Origin of the sequence: Shinella sp., from assembly GCF_052438155.1 — a bacterium.
Classification (GTDB): Bacteria; Pseudomonadota; Alphaproteobacteria; order Rhizobiales; family Rhizobiaceae; genus Shinella.
Genome location: NZ_JBQVPI010000002.1, coordinates 154,352 through 170,590, shown reverse-complemented (window position 1 = coordinate 170,590; position 16,239 = coordinate 154,352). Strand labels below are relative to the sequence as shown.

At 61.9% G+C, this 16,239-nt stretch carries 11 protein-coding genes; 9 read left to right on the top strand and 2 right to left on the bottom strand.

The window, feature by feature from the left end; translation table 11 throughout:
- The first annotated feature begins 50 nt into the window (after positions 1 to 50).
- The 3 genes from ACT6VE_RS05435 (at position 51) to exoR (ending at position 5,694) form a co-directional block, all read left to right on the top strand.
- Positions 51 to 2,894: a valine--tRNA ligase gene (locus ACT6VE_RS05435; RefSeq protein WP_444797595.1), complete on the top strand. Its 2,844-nt coding sequence runs from the start codon at positions 51 to 53 to the stop codon at positions 2,892 to 2,894.
- A 357-nt stretch (positions 2,895 to 3,251) separates the two neighbouring features.
- The gene (locus ACT6VE_RS05430; RefSeq protein WP_444797594.1) at positions 3,252 to 4,529 is read left to right on the top strand and encodes an OmpP1/FadL family transporter; all 1,278 of its coding nucleotides are present in this window, start codon (positions 3,252 to 3,254) and stop codon (positions 4,527 to 4,529) included.
- Between the two features lie 364 nt (positions 4,530 to 4,893).
- A complete protein-coding gene (exoR, locus tag ACT6VE_RS05425; RefSeq protein ID WP_444797892.1) occupies positions 4,894 to 5,694 on the top strand; it encodes an exopolysaccharide production regulator ExoR in 801 nt (266 codons plus the stop codon).
- A gap of 33 nt (positions 5,695 to 5,727) precedes the next feature.
- Here the strand turns inward: exoR and xth are convergent, their stop codons facing one another.
- Positions 5,728 to 6,519, bottom strand: a complete 792-nt coding sequence (xth, locus tag ACT6VE_RS05420) for an exodeoxyribonuclease III (RefSeq protein WP_444797891.1) — start codon at positions 6,517 to 6,519, stop codon at positions 5,728 to 5,730.
- A gap of 32 nt (positions 6,520 to 6,551) precedes the next feature.
- Positions 6,552 to 6,884, bottom strand: a complete 333-nt coding sequence (gene erpA / locus ACT6VE_RS05415) for an iron-sulfur cluster insertion protein ErpA (RefSeq protein WP_444797593.1) — start codon at positions 6,882 to 6,884, stop codon at positions 6,552 to 6,554.
- Positions 6,885 to 7,103: 219 nt separating this feature from the next.
- Here erpA and ACT6VE_RS05410 point away from each other — a divergent pair, with 219 nt between their 5' ends.
- The 6 genes from ACT6VE_RS05410 to scpB all read left to right on the top strand — a co-directional run bounded on the left by ACT6VE_RS05410 (position 7,104) and on the right by scpB (position 16,203).
- Entirely contained in the window at positions 7,104 to 8,324 is a 1,221-nt protein-coding gene (locus tag ACT6VE_RS05410) for a deoxyguanosinetriphosphate triphosphohydrolase (RefSeq protein WP_444797592.1), read from the top strand.
- Between the two features lie 66 nt (positions 8,325 to 8,390).
- Positions 8,391 to 10,151: an arginine--tRNA ligase gene (gene argS / locus ACT6VE_RS05405; RefSeq protein WP_444797591.1), complete on the top strand. Its 1,761-nt coding sequence runs from the start codon at positions 8,391 to 8,393 to the stop codon at positions 10,149 to 10,151.
- 63 nt (positions 10,152 to 10,214) lie between these two features.
- Positions 10,215 to 13,469: an SPOR domain-containing protein gene (locus tag ACT6VE_RS05400; protein WP_444797590.1), complete on the top strand. Its 3,255-nt coding sequence runs from the start codon at positions 10,215 to 10,217 to the stop codon at positions 13,467 to 13,469.
- A gap of 128 nt (positions 13,470 to 13,597) precedes the next feature.
- Positions 13,598 to 14,617, top strand: coding sequence for a beta-N-acetylhexosaminidase (gene nagZ / locus ACT6VE_RS05395; RefSeq protein WP_444797589.1), 1,020 nt, complete (start codon positions 13,598 to 13,600; stop codon positions 14,615 to 14,617).
- Between the two features lie 76 nt (positions 14,618 to 14,693).
- Complete coding sequence (locus ACT6VE_RS05390) at positions 14,694 to 15,506, top strand: segregation and condensation protein A (protein WP_444797890.1); 813 nt, start codon at positions 14,694 to 14,696, stop codon at positions 15,504 to 15,506.
- Positions 15,427 to 16,203 (top strand): SMC-Scp complex subunit ScpB, encoded by a 777-nt coding sequence (gene scpB, locus ACT6VE_RS05385; RefSeq protein WP_444797588.1) that lies wholly within the window; start codon positions 15,427 to 15,429, stop codon positions 16,201 to 16,203. Before ACT6VE_RS05390 ends, scpB begins: the two co-directional genes overlap by 80 nt.
- Positions 16,204 to 16,239 lie beyond the last annotated feature (36 nt).

Sequence of the window (16,239 nt, the reverse complement as noted above, 5' to 3'; positions counted from 1 at the left end):
CGGCCATCCGGTTTAGAGAATCCACGACAAACAGCAGGCTTCGGACGAAAATGCTTGAAAAAAATTATGATTCCGCAGCGGTCGAGCCGCGAATTGCCAAAGCGTGGGAAGATGCGGACGCATTCCGCGCGGGCGAGGGCGCAAAGCCCGGCGCCGAGACCTTCTCCATCGTGATCCCGCCGCCGAACGTCACGGGCTCGCTGCACATGGGGCATGCGCTCAACAACACGCTGCAGGACATCATGGTCCGCTTCGAGCGCATGCGCGGCAAGGACGTTCTATGGCAGCCGGGCATGGACCATGCCGGCATCGCGACCCAGATGGTCGTCGAGCGCAAGCTGGCCGCCGAAAAGCTGCCCGGCCGGCGTGAGATGGGCCGCGAGGCCTTCATCGAGAAGGTCTGGGAGTGGAAGGCGGAATCGGGCGGTCTGATCTTCAACCAGTTGAAGCGCCTTGGCGCCTCCTGCGACTGGTCGCGCGAACGCTTCACCATGGACGAGGGGCTTTCCGAGGCCGTTCTCGAAGTCTTCGTATCGCTCTACAAGGAAGGCCTGATCTACAAGGACATGCGCCTCGTCAACTGGGATCCGAAGCTGTTGACGGCGATCTCGGACCTTGAAGTCGAGCAGATCGAGACGAACGGCAACCTCTGGCACCTGCGCTATCCGCTGGAGCCAGGCGTCACCTACCAGCATCCCGTCGCCTTCGACGAGGATGGTACGCCGACCGAGTTCGAGACCCGCGACTATCTCGTCGTTGCGACGACCCGTCCGGAAACCATGCTCGGCGATACCGGCATTGCCGTGAGCCCGGAGGACGAACGCTATACGTCGATCGTCGGCAAACACGTTATCCTGCCGATCGTTGGCCGCAGGATCCCGATCGTCGCGGACGAGTACCCGGACCCGACGGCCGGCACCGGCGCGGTCAAGATGACGCCGGCGCACGACTTCAACGATTTCGACGTCGGCAAGCGCCATGGGCTGCGTCAGGTCAACGTGCTGACGATCGACGCCAAGATCACGATCAAGGAAAACGAGGACTTTCTGGAGGGGCTCGATCATCCCGCCGCGCTGCACGGCGCCTGGGACGAACTCGAGGGCAAGGACCGTTTTGAGGCCCGCAAGATCATCGTCACCATCTTCGAAGAGGCCGGCCTGCTCGACAAGGTCGAACCGCACAAGCACACCGTACCGCATGGCGACCGCGGTGGCGTACCCATTGAGCCGCGTCTGACGGAGCAATGGTATGTCGATGCCAAGACGCTGGCGAAGCCGGCGATTGCCTCCGTTCGCGAAGGCCGCACCAAGTTCGTGCCGAAAAACTGGGAAAAGACCTATTACGAGTGGATGGAAAACATCCAGCCGTGGTGCGTCTCGCGCCAGCTCTGGTGGGGACACCAGATTCCGGCCTGGTACGGGCCGGATGGCCAGGTCTTTGTCGAGAAGACCGAGGAAGAGGCGCTGCACGCCGCAATCCAGCACTACATCGCCCATGAAGGCCCCTGGAAGGCCTGGGTCGAGGAAAAGCTGGAAAACTTCGCGCCGGGCGAAATCCTGACGCGCGACGAGGACGTTCTCGACACGTGGTTCTCCTCTGCGCTCTGGCCGTTCTCGACGCTCGGCTGGCCGGAAAAGACGCCGGAGCTGGAAAAGTACTACCAGACCGACGTCCTGGTCACCGGTTTCGACATCATCTTCTTCTGGGTCGCCCGCATGATGATGATGGGCATGCACCTCATGAAGGACGAGTTCGGCAACTCGATCGAGCCGTTCCACACCGTCTATGTCCACGCCCTGGTGCGCGACAAGAACGGGCAGAAGATGTCGAAGTCGAAGGGCAACGTCATCGATCCGCTCGAACTGATCGACGAATACGGTGCGGACGCGCTGCGTTTCACGCTGGCCATCATGGCCGCGCAGGGCCGTGACGTGAAGCTCGACCCGTCCCGCATCGCCGGCTACCGGAATTTCGGCACCAAGCTGTGGAACGCCACGCGCTTTGCCGAGATGAACGGGGTGAAGACCGATCCGAAGTTCGTGCCGGAAGCGGCCTCGCTGACGATCAACCGTTGGATCCTGACGGAACTCGCCCGCACGGCGCGCGACGTCACCGAGGCAATCGAGACCTACCGCTTCAACGATGCGGCGAGCACTCTTTACCGCTTCGTCTGGAACCAGTTCTGCGACTGGTATCTCGAATTGCTGAAGCCGGTCTTCATCGGCGAGGACGAGGCAGCCAAGGCGGAATCGCAGGCTTGCGCGGCCTATGTTCTGGAGGAGATCTACAAACTTCTCCACCCGTTCATGCCGTTCATGACGGAAGAACTCTGGGCGCATACGGCTGGCGAGGGCAAGTCGCGCGACAACCTGATCTGCCATGCCGAATGGCCGTCGCCGGCCTATGCCGACGACGCGGCCGCCGACGAAATCAACTGGCTGATCGATCTCGTTTCCGGCATCCGCTCGGTTCGTTCCGAAATGAACGTTCCGCCAAGCGCGACGGCGCCGCTCGTCATGGTCGGCGCCAATGCGCTGACGAAGGCGCGCCTCGAAACGCACGATTCGGCTATCCGCCGTCTCGCCCGCGTGTCGGAAATCAGCCTTGAGGAAACAGCTCCGAAGGGGGCCGCGCAGATTGTCGTCGGCGAAGCGACCGCCTGCTTGCCGCTCGGCAGCCTGATCGATCTTGCCGCAGAAAAGGCCCGCCTCGAGAAAGCGGTCGACAAGGCAAAGGTGGAGGCCGCCCGCATCGAGAGCAAGCTGTCGAACGAAAAGTTCGTGGCCAATGCGAAGCCCGAGGTTGTCGAGGCGGAGCGCGAACGCTTCACAGAACTGGAGCAGCAGCTCGCAAGCCTCGCCGTGGCACTGGCCCGCGTCAGCGAAGCCGGCTGATTCTGAGTCAAACGAACAGTTGCGTCCTGAAAACCGCGCCGGAAGCTCCGGCGCGGTTTTTTATTCGCCGCTTGGTCGGCAAGTTGCTGACTGTGGTCAAAATGTGACACGGCACCCTGTGTGCGAAAAAATGGCCTACCAGATGGCAAAATGCCGCAGTTTGTCGAAAAAATATTCCGAACTGGGCAAGTGTGGGAGGCTTCAGGAAAATCTTACGTAATTTTTTGAATACCCATTGGAAATCAGGGGCTAAAAGTGGGGTTTGCCAAGCTGGCGCTCCTCTTCGATAGTCATAACCGGAGAGGCGCGGGACGGAGGCAGCTGTTGCCGCGCGTAACTTTCGCAGGGGAGGACTGTATGCGTAAGAGAAATATTGGTGCGGGGATTGTGGCGGCGGCTGGTCTGCTGGCTGCGACTTCGGCCTATGCCGGCGGCCTGGAGCGCGGCGGCTACAACATCGATCTGTTGTTCGATCCTTCCGATTATGCCGCAGAGAGCGCGGTGACCTATGTCAATCCGCAGCGCGAACTGAACAATGTCCGCGACAATACGGCGGAAGGCGGCGATCTTTCTCTGCGTCCCAGCAACGGTATTCGAGCCACAGAAGGTTATTGGGTCCCTCGCATTGGTTTCAAGGCGTCGCTCGGTGATGCGGTTGATTGTATGGCGGACTATTCCGAGCCGTGGGGAGCCCATCTGAACCAGGGCGCCAATTGGGCCGGTGCGAACGAGAACATAGAAACGAAGATCGACAGCGAAAACTATGCGGCGACCTGCTCCTACTCCTTTGCTGTAGGGCCTGGTCAGCTGCGCGTGATCGGCGGTGGCTTCTATCAGGAAGTCTCGGGCTTCCAGGAGCGCCTTGTCCAGGACCTTGGTGGTCCGGTGACCTCGAATGCCGGCGTCGGCCGCCTTGATCTTGAGGGCGACGGCTGGGGCTGGCGCGCCGGCCTTGGATACGAAATCGAAGAATATGCGTTGCGCACGAGCTTGGTTTATAACAGTGCGGTCGATCTCGATAATATCAGCGGTACCCTTGACCTGACCGGGCTTCCTGTAGGCCTTGGCGGCAATCCCTACGCCGGCAAGAAGACGTCTATTTACGGCTCCGCAAGCATGCCGGATTCCCTGGAGTTCAAATTCCAGACAGGCGTGGCCCCCAATTGGCTCGTTTTTGGTTCGGTGAAGTGGACGGATTGGAGCCAACTCCAGAGCGTGCCGTTCTGCGATACCGCAACACGGGGGCTTGCTTCCTGCAAGACCAGGAATCCCGCCAATCCGGTGTCCGGAGAAATCACCTCGATCGATCTGCTTTATCGGGACGGCTGGACGGTTTCCGGTGGCGTGGGGCACAAATTCAATGACAAGTGGAGCGGCGCAGCCAGCCTCACATGGGACCGCGGCGTGAGCACCGGCATCGGTACGCATACGGACACCTGGACGCTTGGCGCCGGTGTGTCCTATGCCGCAAGCGAGAACGTCGAGTTCCGCGTCGGCGGCGCTCTCGGTCTGTTGACCAGCGGCTCTTCAGCGATGGTGGTTCGGGATGGCAGGCCCTTCGGCCAGCGTGCATCCTACGACTTCGACACTGATTTTGTGACTGCAATCTCGACGTCGCTCAAGGTCAAATTCTGACCGGCGGACCAGCGCACAACGAGAATCAGGCCCGGTGTCACCACCGGGCCTTTTTTCTTGGTTAACGTTTCCTTGCTGCGCGGCGTGTCCGGTGTGGAAATCACAGCGGCGCGCGAAAACATGTGACGGAATCGCAACACATTTTTTTCCAGAGTTTGCTACACCCATGGGCAAGCGACGAAATGTCCATTTCCCGCCACAAACGGGGCGCAGCGATAAGGACATGTAGACGCGTGAAACCGCGCCCAAGGAAACGATGAGCCAGCCGATGTCATTGCCGCCGGAGTTGCCGGAAATCTGCACGAGTGCCGTGCATTCCCGGTTTGGCGCAGCGACCAAAGCGCGGCGCGGAATTGTTGAAGTGATGCCCAAGTCCGAGTTGATGCCGATGAAAATACTGGTAATGGGCCTTTGCCTCTCGCTCTCCTTCGGAGCGTCCCAGGCCCTCGCATTCGATCCTCAATCCGGCGTCAGCAAGGAAAGCGGACCCTTCGATCTCTTCAAGTTCGGCTTCTTCTCCTACAAGGAGGGGCGCAAGACCGAAGCCGTCGAGGCCTATCGCTACGCGGCGGAAAAGGGCCATACGGGCTCGCGCTGGGCGCTTGCCAACATGTATGCCGATGGCGACGGCGTGACGGAAAACGACCTCGAGGCCTTCAAGATGTATAGCGAGATCGCCCAGGCCGGCGTGGAGCCGGGTTCGGAAGACACCGGCTATTTCGCCAACGCGCTGATTGCGTTGGCCAGCTACTACCGTCGCGGCATTCCGGACAGCCCCGTCAAGATCGACATGACGCAGGCCCGGCAACTTTATTTCCAGGCGGCGTCCGCCTTCGGTATTCCCGAAGCGCAGTTCCAGCTCGGCCGCATGATGCTGTCGGGCGAGGGCGGCTCGGTCAGCGTCCACCAGGCCAAGAAATGGCTGAACCGCGCCCGCAACAAGGGCCATGCCGGCGCCATGGGGCTTTTCGGCAATATCCTCTTTCAGGAAGGCCAGACCAGCCGCGGTCTCGCTTTCATGACCGCAGCGCTCGACCATTGCCCGCCGAAGGACTGTGGCTGGCTTCAGGCTACGCAGGAAGAAGCGTTTTCCGTTGCAAGCGAAGAAGACCGCCGCAAGGGCATGGCACTTGCGGAGAGCATCCGGTTCAATCCGGAAGAGTAGTTCTCAGAAAAGTCGAGCCGATTTCGCCGCGCGTCAGGCGGCGTAGTCGAATATCGCCACCACCGGCACGTGGTCGGATGGCTTTTCCCAGTTGCGCACGTGCTTTTCGACGGCCGTCGAGACGAGCCGGTCGGACGCTTCGGCCGAGAGCATGAGGTGGTCGATGCGGATGCCGAAATTCTTCGGCCAGCAGCCGGCCTGATAATCCCAGAACGTATAATGCGGCACGGCGTCGGTCGAGGCCCGGACAGCGTCCAGCAGGCCGAGGTTTTCGAGACGGCGAAAAGCCTGGCGGGTGGGCGGCAGGTAGAGCGCGTCCCTTTGCCAGGCCTTGACGTCCCAGCAGTCGTGTGGCTCCGGAATGACGTTGTAGTCGCCGGCAAGCACCAGCGGCTCCTCAAGTGCCAGCCGGTCCTCGGCAAAGGCAATGAGGCGATCCATCCAGGAAAGCTTGTAGGGGTATTTGACCGGGTCGTCCGCCGGATTGCCATTCGGCAGGTAGATCGAGCAGACGCGCACCACGCCGCCCTCGACGGAAAAAACACCCTCGATGAAACGCGCCTGTTCGTCGCCGTCGCCGCCGGGCAGGCCACGGTTCACTTCATCCGGCCGGATTTTCGAGAGGAGGGCGACGCCGTTGAAGCCTTTCTGGCCATGCGTCTCGACATGGTAGCCAAGCGCCTCGATATCCGCGCGCGGAAAGGCTTCGTCGACCGACTTGATTTCCTGCAAGGCGACGATGTCAGGATTGGACTCCTTGAGCCACGCCACGAGATTTTCGATGCGCGCCCGCACGCCGTTGATATTCCAGGTGGCAATCTTGATCGGCATGCGGGTCTCGTTTCGGTTGGGTATTGTCAGATCGAGAAGCTGGTGCCGCAGCCGCAGCTGGCGACGGCATTCGGGTTCCTGATCTGGAACGACTGGCCAAGCAGGTTGTCAATGAAGTCGATCTCGGACCCGTCCATATAAACGAGGGAGAGCTGGTCGATCAGCACCTTGGCGCTGTCGCGTTGAAGCACCAGATCGTCATCCTGCTGGTCCTCGACGAGGTCGAATTTGTAGGAAAAGCCGGAACAGCCGCCGCCTTCCACGGAGACGCGCAAAGCCTGCTTTTCGGGTGAGGAATTGAGGATCGACGCGATGCGCCTTGCGGCGGCGTCGGAGATGGTTACGGATTTATCGGTCATGTCTGCCTCCTGCCGGGGTCAAGATCCGGAGAGAATCGCCTGTCTTCCACAGCCGGCAAGTGTGTCGCCGAAAGCCGCTTCCCTTGCGAGGTGTTGAAAACAAATCCCTGAAAAGACTGGTGTTTCAAGCATACCTTGCAGTCGGACTTGCCGCTGTGCACACTATAGGTATGAAGGCATTGAGGCCGCGTCAATGGGCGGCGTGAATGCAGGTGACGAATGACACTGGACAGACATGCGCTGGGTTTTGGCGCAGGACAACGCGCCATCTATGCTTGCGACCCCTGGGCGACCCGTGGCCGGCTCCATCCGGAACCGGAAAGTCCCACGCGATCGGACTTCCAGCGCGACCGCGACCGCATCGTGCACACGACTGCCTTCCGGCGCCTCAAGCACAAGACCCAGGTCTTCATCGCCGCCGACGGCGATCACTACCGCACGCGGCTGACCCACACGATCGAGGTGGCGCAGATCGCCCGCGCTTTGGCGCGCGCGCTGAAGCTTGACGAGGACCTCGCCGAGGGGGTCGCGCTGGTGCACGATTTCGGCCACACGCCGTTCGGCCATACCGGCGAGGACGCGCTACACGAGGTTCTGGAGCCCTTCGGTGGTTTCGACCACAATGCCCAGTCGCTGCGCATCGTCACCAAGCTGGAGCGGCGCTATGCCGAGTTCGACGGGCTGAACCTCACCTGGGAGAGCCTGGAAGGGCTCGTCAAGCACAATGGTCCGCTGATCGGGCCGACGGGCGAATGCACGCATGGCGACGACGTGCCGCGTCCCATCCTGGAATACTGCGCCCTGCATGACCTGGAGCTGGCAAGTTTTGCCAGTCTCGAAGCGCAGGTGGCGGCGATTGCCGACGATATTGCCTATAACACCCACGACATTGATGACGGCCTGCGCTCCGGCTATCTGACTTTCGAGATGCTGGAGGAGGTGCCGTTCCTCGCAAAGCTCATGAAAGACGTGCGCGACAAGTATCCCGGCCTCGAAGCCTCGCGCTTTACCCACGAGATCATGCGCCGCCAGATCACCGCCATGGTGGAGGACGTGATCGGCTATGCGCAGCAGGCGATCCGCGAGGAGCGACCGGAGAGCGCCGAGGACGTGCGCAAGGCACGCCGATGCCTCGCGACCTTCTCGCAAGAGATGTCTGTCACCGACAAGCAGATCAAGAGGCTGCTTTTCTCGCGCATCTACCGGCATCCGGACGTCATGCGCGTGCGTGCCAACGCCGCCTCGATCCTGACGGACCTTTTCCATGCCTATATGGACGACCCGCAGCTCATGCAGGGTCACTACTGGGTCGACCGCATCGCGACGATGCCGGAATCGGCGAGAGCCCGCCATGTCGGCGACTATCTGGCGGGGATGACCGACAACTACGCGATCAACACCCATCGCCGTCTGTTTGACGATACCCCGGATTTGCGGTAGTCAGCCGCCACCTGAACTTCTTCGCAGAAATGGCCCGAAACGGGCCCCTGCGTGCGGATGGACGAGATGAACCTTTTTACAGACTTCGATAACAGAATCAAAAGCGTACTCGAAGGACTTGATATTGTCCGTGAGAAGCGCGCTGAACTCGATTTCGGCCGCATCAGCGTTGAGCCGCCGCGCGATGCCAGCCATGGCGACGTCGCAACCAATGCCGCGATGGTGCTTGCCAAGCCCCTTGGCCTCAATCCGCGCTCGCTCGCAGACCGCATCGTCACGGAATTGAAAAACGACCCGGAAGTGGCGGATGTCAGCGTTGCCGGCCCCGGCTTCATCAACGTGCGCCTGTCCGTCGCCTACTGGCAGAAGCTGCTCGCCGGCATGATCAAGGCTGGCACGGACTACGGCCGCAGTCCCCTCGGCGCCGGCCGCAAGGTCAATGTCGAATATGTCTCCGCCAATCCGACCGGCCCGATGCATGTCGGCCATTGCCGCGGCGCCGTGGTGGGCGACGCGCTCGCCAACCTGCTCGCCTTCGCCGGCTATGTGGTGACCAAGGAATATTACATCAACGACGCCGGCTCGCAGATCGACGTGCTGGCACGCTCTGCCTTCCTGCGTTACCGCGAGGCGTTGGGCGAGGCGATCGGCGACATCCCGGAGGGCCTCTATCCCGGCGACTACCTGGTTGCCGTCGGTGAGGCGCTGGCTGCCGAACATGGCACGACCCTGCGCGCCATGCCGGAGCATCAGTGGATGCCAATCGTCAAGGAGAAGACGATCGAGATGATGATGGCGATGATCCGGGAGGATCTTGCCGCCCTCAACGTCAATCACGACGTCTTCTTCTCCGAGCGCTCGCTGCATGCCGGCAACGGTGCGGCCATCCGCTCCGCGATCAATGACCTTACTTTCAAGGGGCATGTCTACAAGGGCGTGCTGTCGCCGCCGAAGGGTCAGTCGCCGGAAGATTGGGAAGACCGTGAGCAGACGCTCTTCCGTTCAACGGAAGTGGGCGACGATATCGATCGTCCGCTGATCAAGTCGGACGGTTCCTACACCTATTTCGCGGCCGACGTCGCTTACTTCAAGGATAAGTACGACCGCGGTTTCGATGAGATGATCTATGTGCTCGGCGCCGACCACGTTGGCTACGTCAAGCGTCTGGAGGCCGTTGCGCGTGCGGTCTCGGAGGGGAAGGCGAAGCTGACCGTCCTGCTCTGCCAGTTGGTAAAGCTGTTCCGCGATGGCGAGCCGGTGAAGATGTCGAAGCGCAAGGGGGACTTCATCACGCTGCGGGAAGTCGTGGATGAAGTCGGCCGTGATTCGGTTCGTTTCATGATGCTGTATCGCAAGAACAGCGAGCCGCTCGACTTCGACTTTGCCAAGGTGACGGAACAGTCCAAGGACAATCCGGTCTTCTACGTGCAATACGCCCATGCGCGCTGCATGTCGGTGTTCCGCCAGGCGGCGGAGGCCTTCCCGGGCCTCGACATTGCCTCGCTCGACCTTGCCGGCGCGATTGCCGGGAATATCGCTGATCCGAGCGAATTGCAGCTTCTTGCGAAACTGGCAGAATTTCCCCGTGTCATCGAGGGTGCAGCCGCGGCGCAGGAGCCTCATCGCATCGCGTTTTATCTCTATGATCTTGCCGGCGCGTTCCACGGACACTGGAACAAAGGTAAAGAACAACCGGAATTACGGTTTGTTAACGATAAAAATAGAGAATTGAGTATCGCCAGACTTGGGCTGGTGCACGCTGTCGCGTCTGTTCTTAAATCGGGCCTGTCCATTACAGGCACCGCTGCACCGGACGAAATGCGATAACGTCACCATTTACCCACAATAAGCTGGCAGACGCGTTTTGGTAGCTTTTGAGTGGGAAGCAGTATGGCAGACAAGAACTTCGCACGAAGCGGAACCGCTGATACGGATCTCTTGGCAGATGATGATCCGTTGAGCGAGCTTGCCCGTCTCGTCAATTTCGAGCCGCGCCCGGTCCAGGGCGTCAGCAAGTCCCACTCCGATGCTGCCCAGGCGGTACCGCGCTATGAGAACCCCGTCCTCGCCCTCGAGGACGAACTCATGCGCGCTTTCGAGCAGTTCGACATGCCGACCCGCGGCGCAGTCGAGCCGGTCGTGGCTGAGAAAGCGACGCCCCGCCATATCGAGCCGGTTTTTGAAGAGCCGGCTCCGGTTGCCGAAGATCACCACGCCCTGGTGAAAGAAGCGCCCTCGCGCGACCTTCCGGTCCATCATGGCGTTCGCCAGGAACCTGTCTTCGAAGAGCGTCCTGAGCCCGTTTTCGCGGATGACGTTGCCTCCTCACCTCAATCCGAAGAGGTTGTCGTCGAGGCTCGGCCAAACGAAACAGAGCTGGACGCCGATCCGGCCCTGTTGCTTGCCGACGAGCTGGAAGCGGTTCTGCACGATGTGCCTTCCGTCGATGCCAAGTCGACGCCCCATGCCGGTCAGGTATTCGCCGAACGGTTCGAGCCGCGCTTTGAAGAGCCGGCCCGCAATGAGCCGGTGCTGGAGACCTACACACCTGCGCGGCCCGATGCCATTCAGCCGGCTTTCCTTGGGCTTCAGCCGGTATCCGCGGACGAGAGCCTGCTCGATGATGTCGGTCTAGCACTTGAGCGCGAACTCGAGCTGTCGATCGGTGACGGTTTTGCCGATGAACTTTTCGCTGTTGAGCCTGACCAGGGCGACACGCAGGGTGCAAACGCGTCCTTCGCCGAGCCGATGGCTGTCGAGGTGGTGGAAAGCGATGTGGAGGCGCGGTTCGACGGTTTGACGGCGGACTACGCTGTTGCCGAGGACGCGCAGCCGTTCCGGGCCGAATCTGTCTACGAACGCGAAGATCCGCACTTCGTCGAGGCGATGCCCTATCAGACGCGGGAAGACCATGCCCGCGTCGTGGCCGAGGCTGAGACCCAGTGGCAGGCGGAAGAGCCTGCTTTTGTGCCGGAACCCGACTACCAGGTCGAGTCCGTGGCCAAGGGGCAGGACTATGATCACGACGCGCTGCTCGCGGACATCGAGCGTTATCCCGTACCGGAAAGCCGTTCACAGGCTACCAGCGCGGCTGCTGCGGCCGTCGCGATATCGTCGCGCAATCCGCCCGCCAATATTTCCGCCATCTTCGGCCGCGCGACGCCCGTCGCACAGCGCGGGTCTGTCGTCGAAAAGGCGATCACTGCCCCCGTCGTCGAAAAGACGGTCACTGCCATTGTCGAGCCGGTCAGCAAGCCGGTCGTCGAAACAGTTCAGGCGCCTGTTGTCGAAGCGCGTCGCGAGCCGGTCGCGTTGCCGGTTGCTGCTGCCGAGCCAGAGATCGATCTCGACGCTATCGAGTTCGATCTCTCCGACATCGACCTGGACCTGACCGATTTCTCGCTCGATGACGAGCCGGTGAAGCAGGAGATCAAGCCCGCCGTGGTCGTGGCCGAGGTCAAGGTCCCGGAGAAGAAGGCAGAGGTCGTAAAACCCGTCGAAGTGCAGGCGGCCGTTCGCCGCGAGCCTGCTGTCGCCGTGCCAGTCTCGACCTATACGAGACCGCAGCCGCTTGCCGTGGAGACGAATGACGGCGCGCTGCCCTTCGATCCCTCCATGATCGCCGACACCGACGAAGGTGTTTCGCCGGTTGCGGAAGTTGATGTGCCGCAGTTGCCGGTCATCGAGAAGGAGAAGCCGCCGGTCTATCAGCCGGATTACGACTTCGACATCGATGCGGAAATGGCGCAGCTCTTTAGCGAGCCGACCGCCAAGGCGAAGGGCGAAACCCGCCAGGTTGCTGCCGCGGCAGCCGCTGTTTCCGAGAGCCAGCCGACGGCGCAGATCAACGACGTCGACGACTTTGAACGCGCGCTGGAAGAGGATTTCCGCCGTTCGTTGAACCAGCCGGAGCGCATGGCTATTCCGGTCGATCCGGGTCAGGCCAGCCCGCTCTATTCGGGCGATGGCTATGATGATGAGCCTGCTCGCCCGCGCCGCGGCCTGTTGATCGCCGCCTCGATTGCCGGCCTTGTTCTCATCGGTGGCGGTGGCGTCTATGCCTGGTCCGCCTTTACCGGCGGTTCGGCCGGCTCCGGTGAGCCGCGCGTCATTCTCGCCGACAAAGAACCGGTCAAGGTCGTGCCCGAGGAGAAGGGCGGCAAGACCGTTCCGAACCAGGACAAGGCGGTTTACGATCGTGTCGCCGGGGACAATGCCAGCACGCCGCAGCAGGAGCAGCTCGTCACCTCGACGGAAGAACCGGTCGACGTGGTGCAGCGCACGCTGACGCCGGAAACTCTGCCGTTCGACGGACCGGAAGACGGCGTTGAAGCAGTTATCGCGGCAGAGGAAGAAAACCGCGTGCTGCCGGGCGTCGACGAGCCCGCTACGGCGACGGCCGACGGTGGCAACAAGCCGCTCGTCTCGCCGCGCAAGGTCAAGACCATGATCGTCAAGCCGGACGGCACCCTTGTCGCCCGCGAGGAGATCGTGACCGAGCCGGCAACGGAGACCGCACAGATCGACGCTAAGGCGACGGGAACCACCGGCACGGCTTCGGGTGAAGCCGCAACGAACGCGACACTCGATGCCAATGCCTCCTTGCGCGACGAACAAAATGCAACGGAAGGCCAGCCCCGCTCGGCGCTTGCTGAAGCCGCGGATGCCGAGGTTGAGGGCACCGCGCCCGTGCGCACCGTGAAGACGACGACCATCGGTGCCACCAGCACATCGACCGATGGCAACACGCCGGTTCCGGCAACCCGCCCGATCGACCAGCCGGTTACCGTCGTCGGCACCGTTACCGAAAACGGCAATGTCAGGGATACGCAGACTGCCGAGGCAACGCCGACCCAGACGCAGCAGACGGCGGAGCAGACGCAGGTTGCCGCTGTCGCGCCGGGCAGCTACGTGATCCAGATCGCCTCGCTGCCCTCGGAAGCCGAAGCGCAGAAGAGCTACAATTCGCTCTCCTCGAAGTTCGGCAGCGTCATTGGCGGCCGCGGCGTGGATATCAAGAAGGCGGAAATCCCGAACAAGGGCACCTTCTTCCGCGTTCGCATCCCAGCCGGCTCGCGTGACGAAGCCAATTCGCTCTGCAGCCGCTACAAGAGCGCGGGCGGCAGCTGCCTCGTCACCCGCTGAGGCTGACAGCTTGATTTCGGAGGCGCGGGACCTGTTCCGCGCCTCTTTGATTCCAACGGGGCGTTTCGCAGAAACTCGTCAATGACACGCCCTTCGTCTTTCCCCACCGAACCTCTAAGATTGCTGACATGAGCGAATCGAAATCCTTCCTTTCGGGCTGCAAGGGCCTGAGCCTCACTGCCGACGAAAAAGCCTTCTTCCGCAGCGAGCGGCCCTGGGGCTTCATCCTGTTCGGCCGCAATATCGGCGAACCGGCGCAGGTCGCTGACCTGACGGCGGAAATGCGCGACTGCATCGGTGGCAACGCCAACATTCCGGTGCTGATCGACCAGGAGGGCGGGCGCGTCCAGCGCATCAAGCCGCCGCATGTCCAGCAGTACCCGAACGCGGCGGCCCTTGGCGCCATCTACCGCGCCAACAAAGAGAAGGGGCTGCGCGCCGCCTGGCTGATGTCGCGCCTGCACGCCTTCGATCTCTATCGCCTCGGCATCAATGTCGATTGCCTGCCGGTGCTCGATGTCGCCGTGCCGGGTGTGCACGACGTCATCGGCAATCGCGCCTACGGGCAGGAACCCGAGATCGTTTCCACCATGGGCAAGGCGGCCGGCGAGGGCCTCAAGGCCGGTGGCCTTCTGCCGATCATGAAGCACATACCGGGCCACGGCCGCACCATGGTCGATTCCCATCATGACCTGCCGGTCGTGCATGCGAGCCGGGAAGAGCTTGAGGCGTGCGACTTCGTTCCCTTCCGACACATGAAGGATGAACTGATGGCGATGTCGGCCCATATCGTCTTCACCGCCATCGATGCCGACAATCCGGCGACGACGTCGGCCAAGGTCGTTCGTGAAATTGTCCGCGACCATATCGGCTTCGACGGGCTTCTGATGTCCGATGACGTGTCGATGAATGCCCTCAAGGGCGATATTGCCGCAAGAAGCCGGGGAATCATCGCCGCCGGCCTCGACATGGTGTTGCATTGCCATGGCATCATGGACGAAATGATTGCGGTGACCGAAAACGTTCCTCCGCTTGCCGGCGACAGCCTGCGACGGGCGAACGCGGTACGCGCAGGCTTTCCGACGCCGGACGGGGCGGACGAACAGGCACTGCGCGAAGAGTTCAACGCCATGATCGCGGTTGCCTGACGGGCTCCGCAAAAGGAGCGACGTGCAGGTGACGGGCGGCAAGCCACCGAAGAAGGGTCGCGGTGCGGATGCGCCGATGGATGACCTGTGGCAGGACGACGCCGAGGGGCGGGGTCTTTCCGAGGAAAGCCTTGTCGTCGATCTTGCCGGCTTCGAAGGCCCGCTCGACCTTCTCCTGCACCTTGCCCGCACGCAAAAGGTCGACCTGACCCGCATCTCGGTGCTGGCGCTGACCGAGCAGTATCTGGCCTTCATCGACCGGGCGCGAAAAATCCGCATTGAGCTTGCGGCCGACTACCTCGTCATGGCCGCATGGCTTGCCTACCTCAAGTCCCGCCTGCTGCTTCCAAAGCAGGCGAAGGACGACGGGCCGACCGGCGAGGAAATGGCGGCGAGCCTGGCTTTCCGCCTCAAACGCCTGGAGGCGATGCGCGACGCCGCCAGCAAGCTCGTCAACCGCAACCGGCTCGGCCGCGACATCTTTGCCCGGGGCATGCCGGAGCATATCCCGACCGAGCGGCGTTCGGGCTTCGAGGCCTCGCTCTACGATCTCCTGAGCGCCTACGCGTCGATGCGCCAACGGCATGCGGTCACGCAGGTTACGATCGAAAGGCGCAGTGTTTGGTCGCTTGCCGATGCGCGCGAGATCCTTCAGTTGCTCTTCGGCGAATTCGATGGCGACTGGACGGCGCTCGATCATTTCATGATGCGCTATCTGAGAGACCCGGCCGAACGCACGACGGCGATCGCCAGCGCCTTTGCGGCAACGCTGGAGCTCGTCAGGGAAGGGCGGCTGGAACTGCGACAGGATGGCGCCTTCCAGCCGATCTACCTGCGCAAGGGTCCGAAACCGCACGGCGAAGACGACGGGGGCACCGAGCGTGGCTGAACAAGAAGATGACGAAGCGGCGAGTGGGACGATCGTCGATCCGCGCCGGCTGCATGAGGCGGCGCGTATTGCGGAAGCGCTTATCTTTGCCTCTGCCGGGCTTGTCTCGCAGACCTATATTGCCGAGCGCCTGCCACGCGGTGTGGATGTGCTGCATGTGATGCGCGAGCTCAGGGGTCTCTATGCCGGGCGCGGCGTCAATCTCATCCAGATCAACGATAGCTGGGCATTCCGAACAGCACCGGATTTGTCCTTTGTCATTCGGACCGACGAGACGGAGGTGCGCAAATTGTCGCGTGCCGCGCTCGAAGTGCTGTCGATCATCGCCTATCACCAGCCCGTAACCCGCGCCGAGATCGAAGATATCAGAGGCGTGCAGACCTCCAAGGGGACGCTGGACGTTTTGATGGAGGCGGGGTGGGTGCGCTTCCGCGGCCGCCGGCGTTCGCCCGGCCGCCCCGTAACCTTCGGTACCACGCAGGATTTCCTCGATCATTTCGGCCTTGAGGAACTGCGCGACCTGCCGGGTATCGAGGAATTGAAGGGCGCTGGCCTGCTTTCCGGCCGCATCCCCTCCAACTTCCAGGTGCCGCTGCCGCTCGGCGAGGATGAGATTGCCGAGGACGAAGACCCGATCACCGCACTCGATCTTGAAGAACTCGGTCTCTTGACACCGGGCGGAAAAGCAGACGAATAGGCGAAGCTTTATGACAGGACTGTAGGGTCGGCCCAT

Excerpts from the sequence above, each read along its gene's own strand:
- ACT6VE_RS05390 (WP_444797890.1), top strand. The coding sequence starts at position 14,694 with ATGGATGACCTGTGGCAGGACGACGCCGAGGGGCGGGGTCTTTCCGAG.
- ACT6VE_RS05435 (WP_444797595.1), top strand. The coding sequence starts at position 51 with ATGCTTGAAAAAAATTATGATTCCGCAGCGGTCGAGCCGCGAATTGCC.
- argS (WP_444797591.1), top strand. The coding sequence starts at position 8,391 with ATGAACCTTTTTACAGACTTCGATAACAGAATCAAAAGCGTACTCGAA.
- ACT6VE_RS05400 (WP_444797590.1), top strand. The coding sequence starts at position 10,215 with ATGGCAGACAAGAACTTCGCACGAAGCGGAACCGCTGATACGGATCTC.
- scpB (WP_444797588.1), top strand. The coding sequence starts at position 15,427 with ATGGCGCCTTCCAGCCGATCTACCTGCGCAAGGGTCCGAAACCGCACG.
- exoR (WP_444797892.1), top strand. The coding sequence starts at position 4,894 with ATGCCCAAGTCCGAGTTGATGCCGATGAAAATACTGGTAATGGGCCTT.
- erpA (WP_444797593.1), bottom strand. The coding sequence starts at position 6,884 with ATGACCGATAAATCCGTAACCATCTCCGACGCCGCCGCAAGGCGCATC.
- nagZ (WP_444797589.1), top strand. The coding sequence starts at position 13,598 with ATGAGCGAATCGAAATCCTTCCTTTCGGGCTGCAAGGGCCTGAGCCTC.
- ACT6VE_RS05430 (WP_444797594.1), top strand. The coding sequence starts at position 3,252 with ATGCGTAAGAGAAATATTGGTGCGGGGATTGTGGCGGCGGCTGGTCTG.
- ACT6VE_RS05410 (WP_444797592.1), top strand. The coding sequence starts at position 7,104 with ATGACACTGGACAGACATGCGCTGGGTTTTGGCGCAGGACAACGCGCC.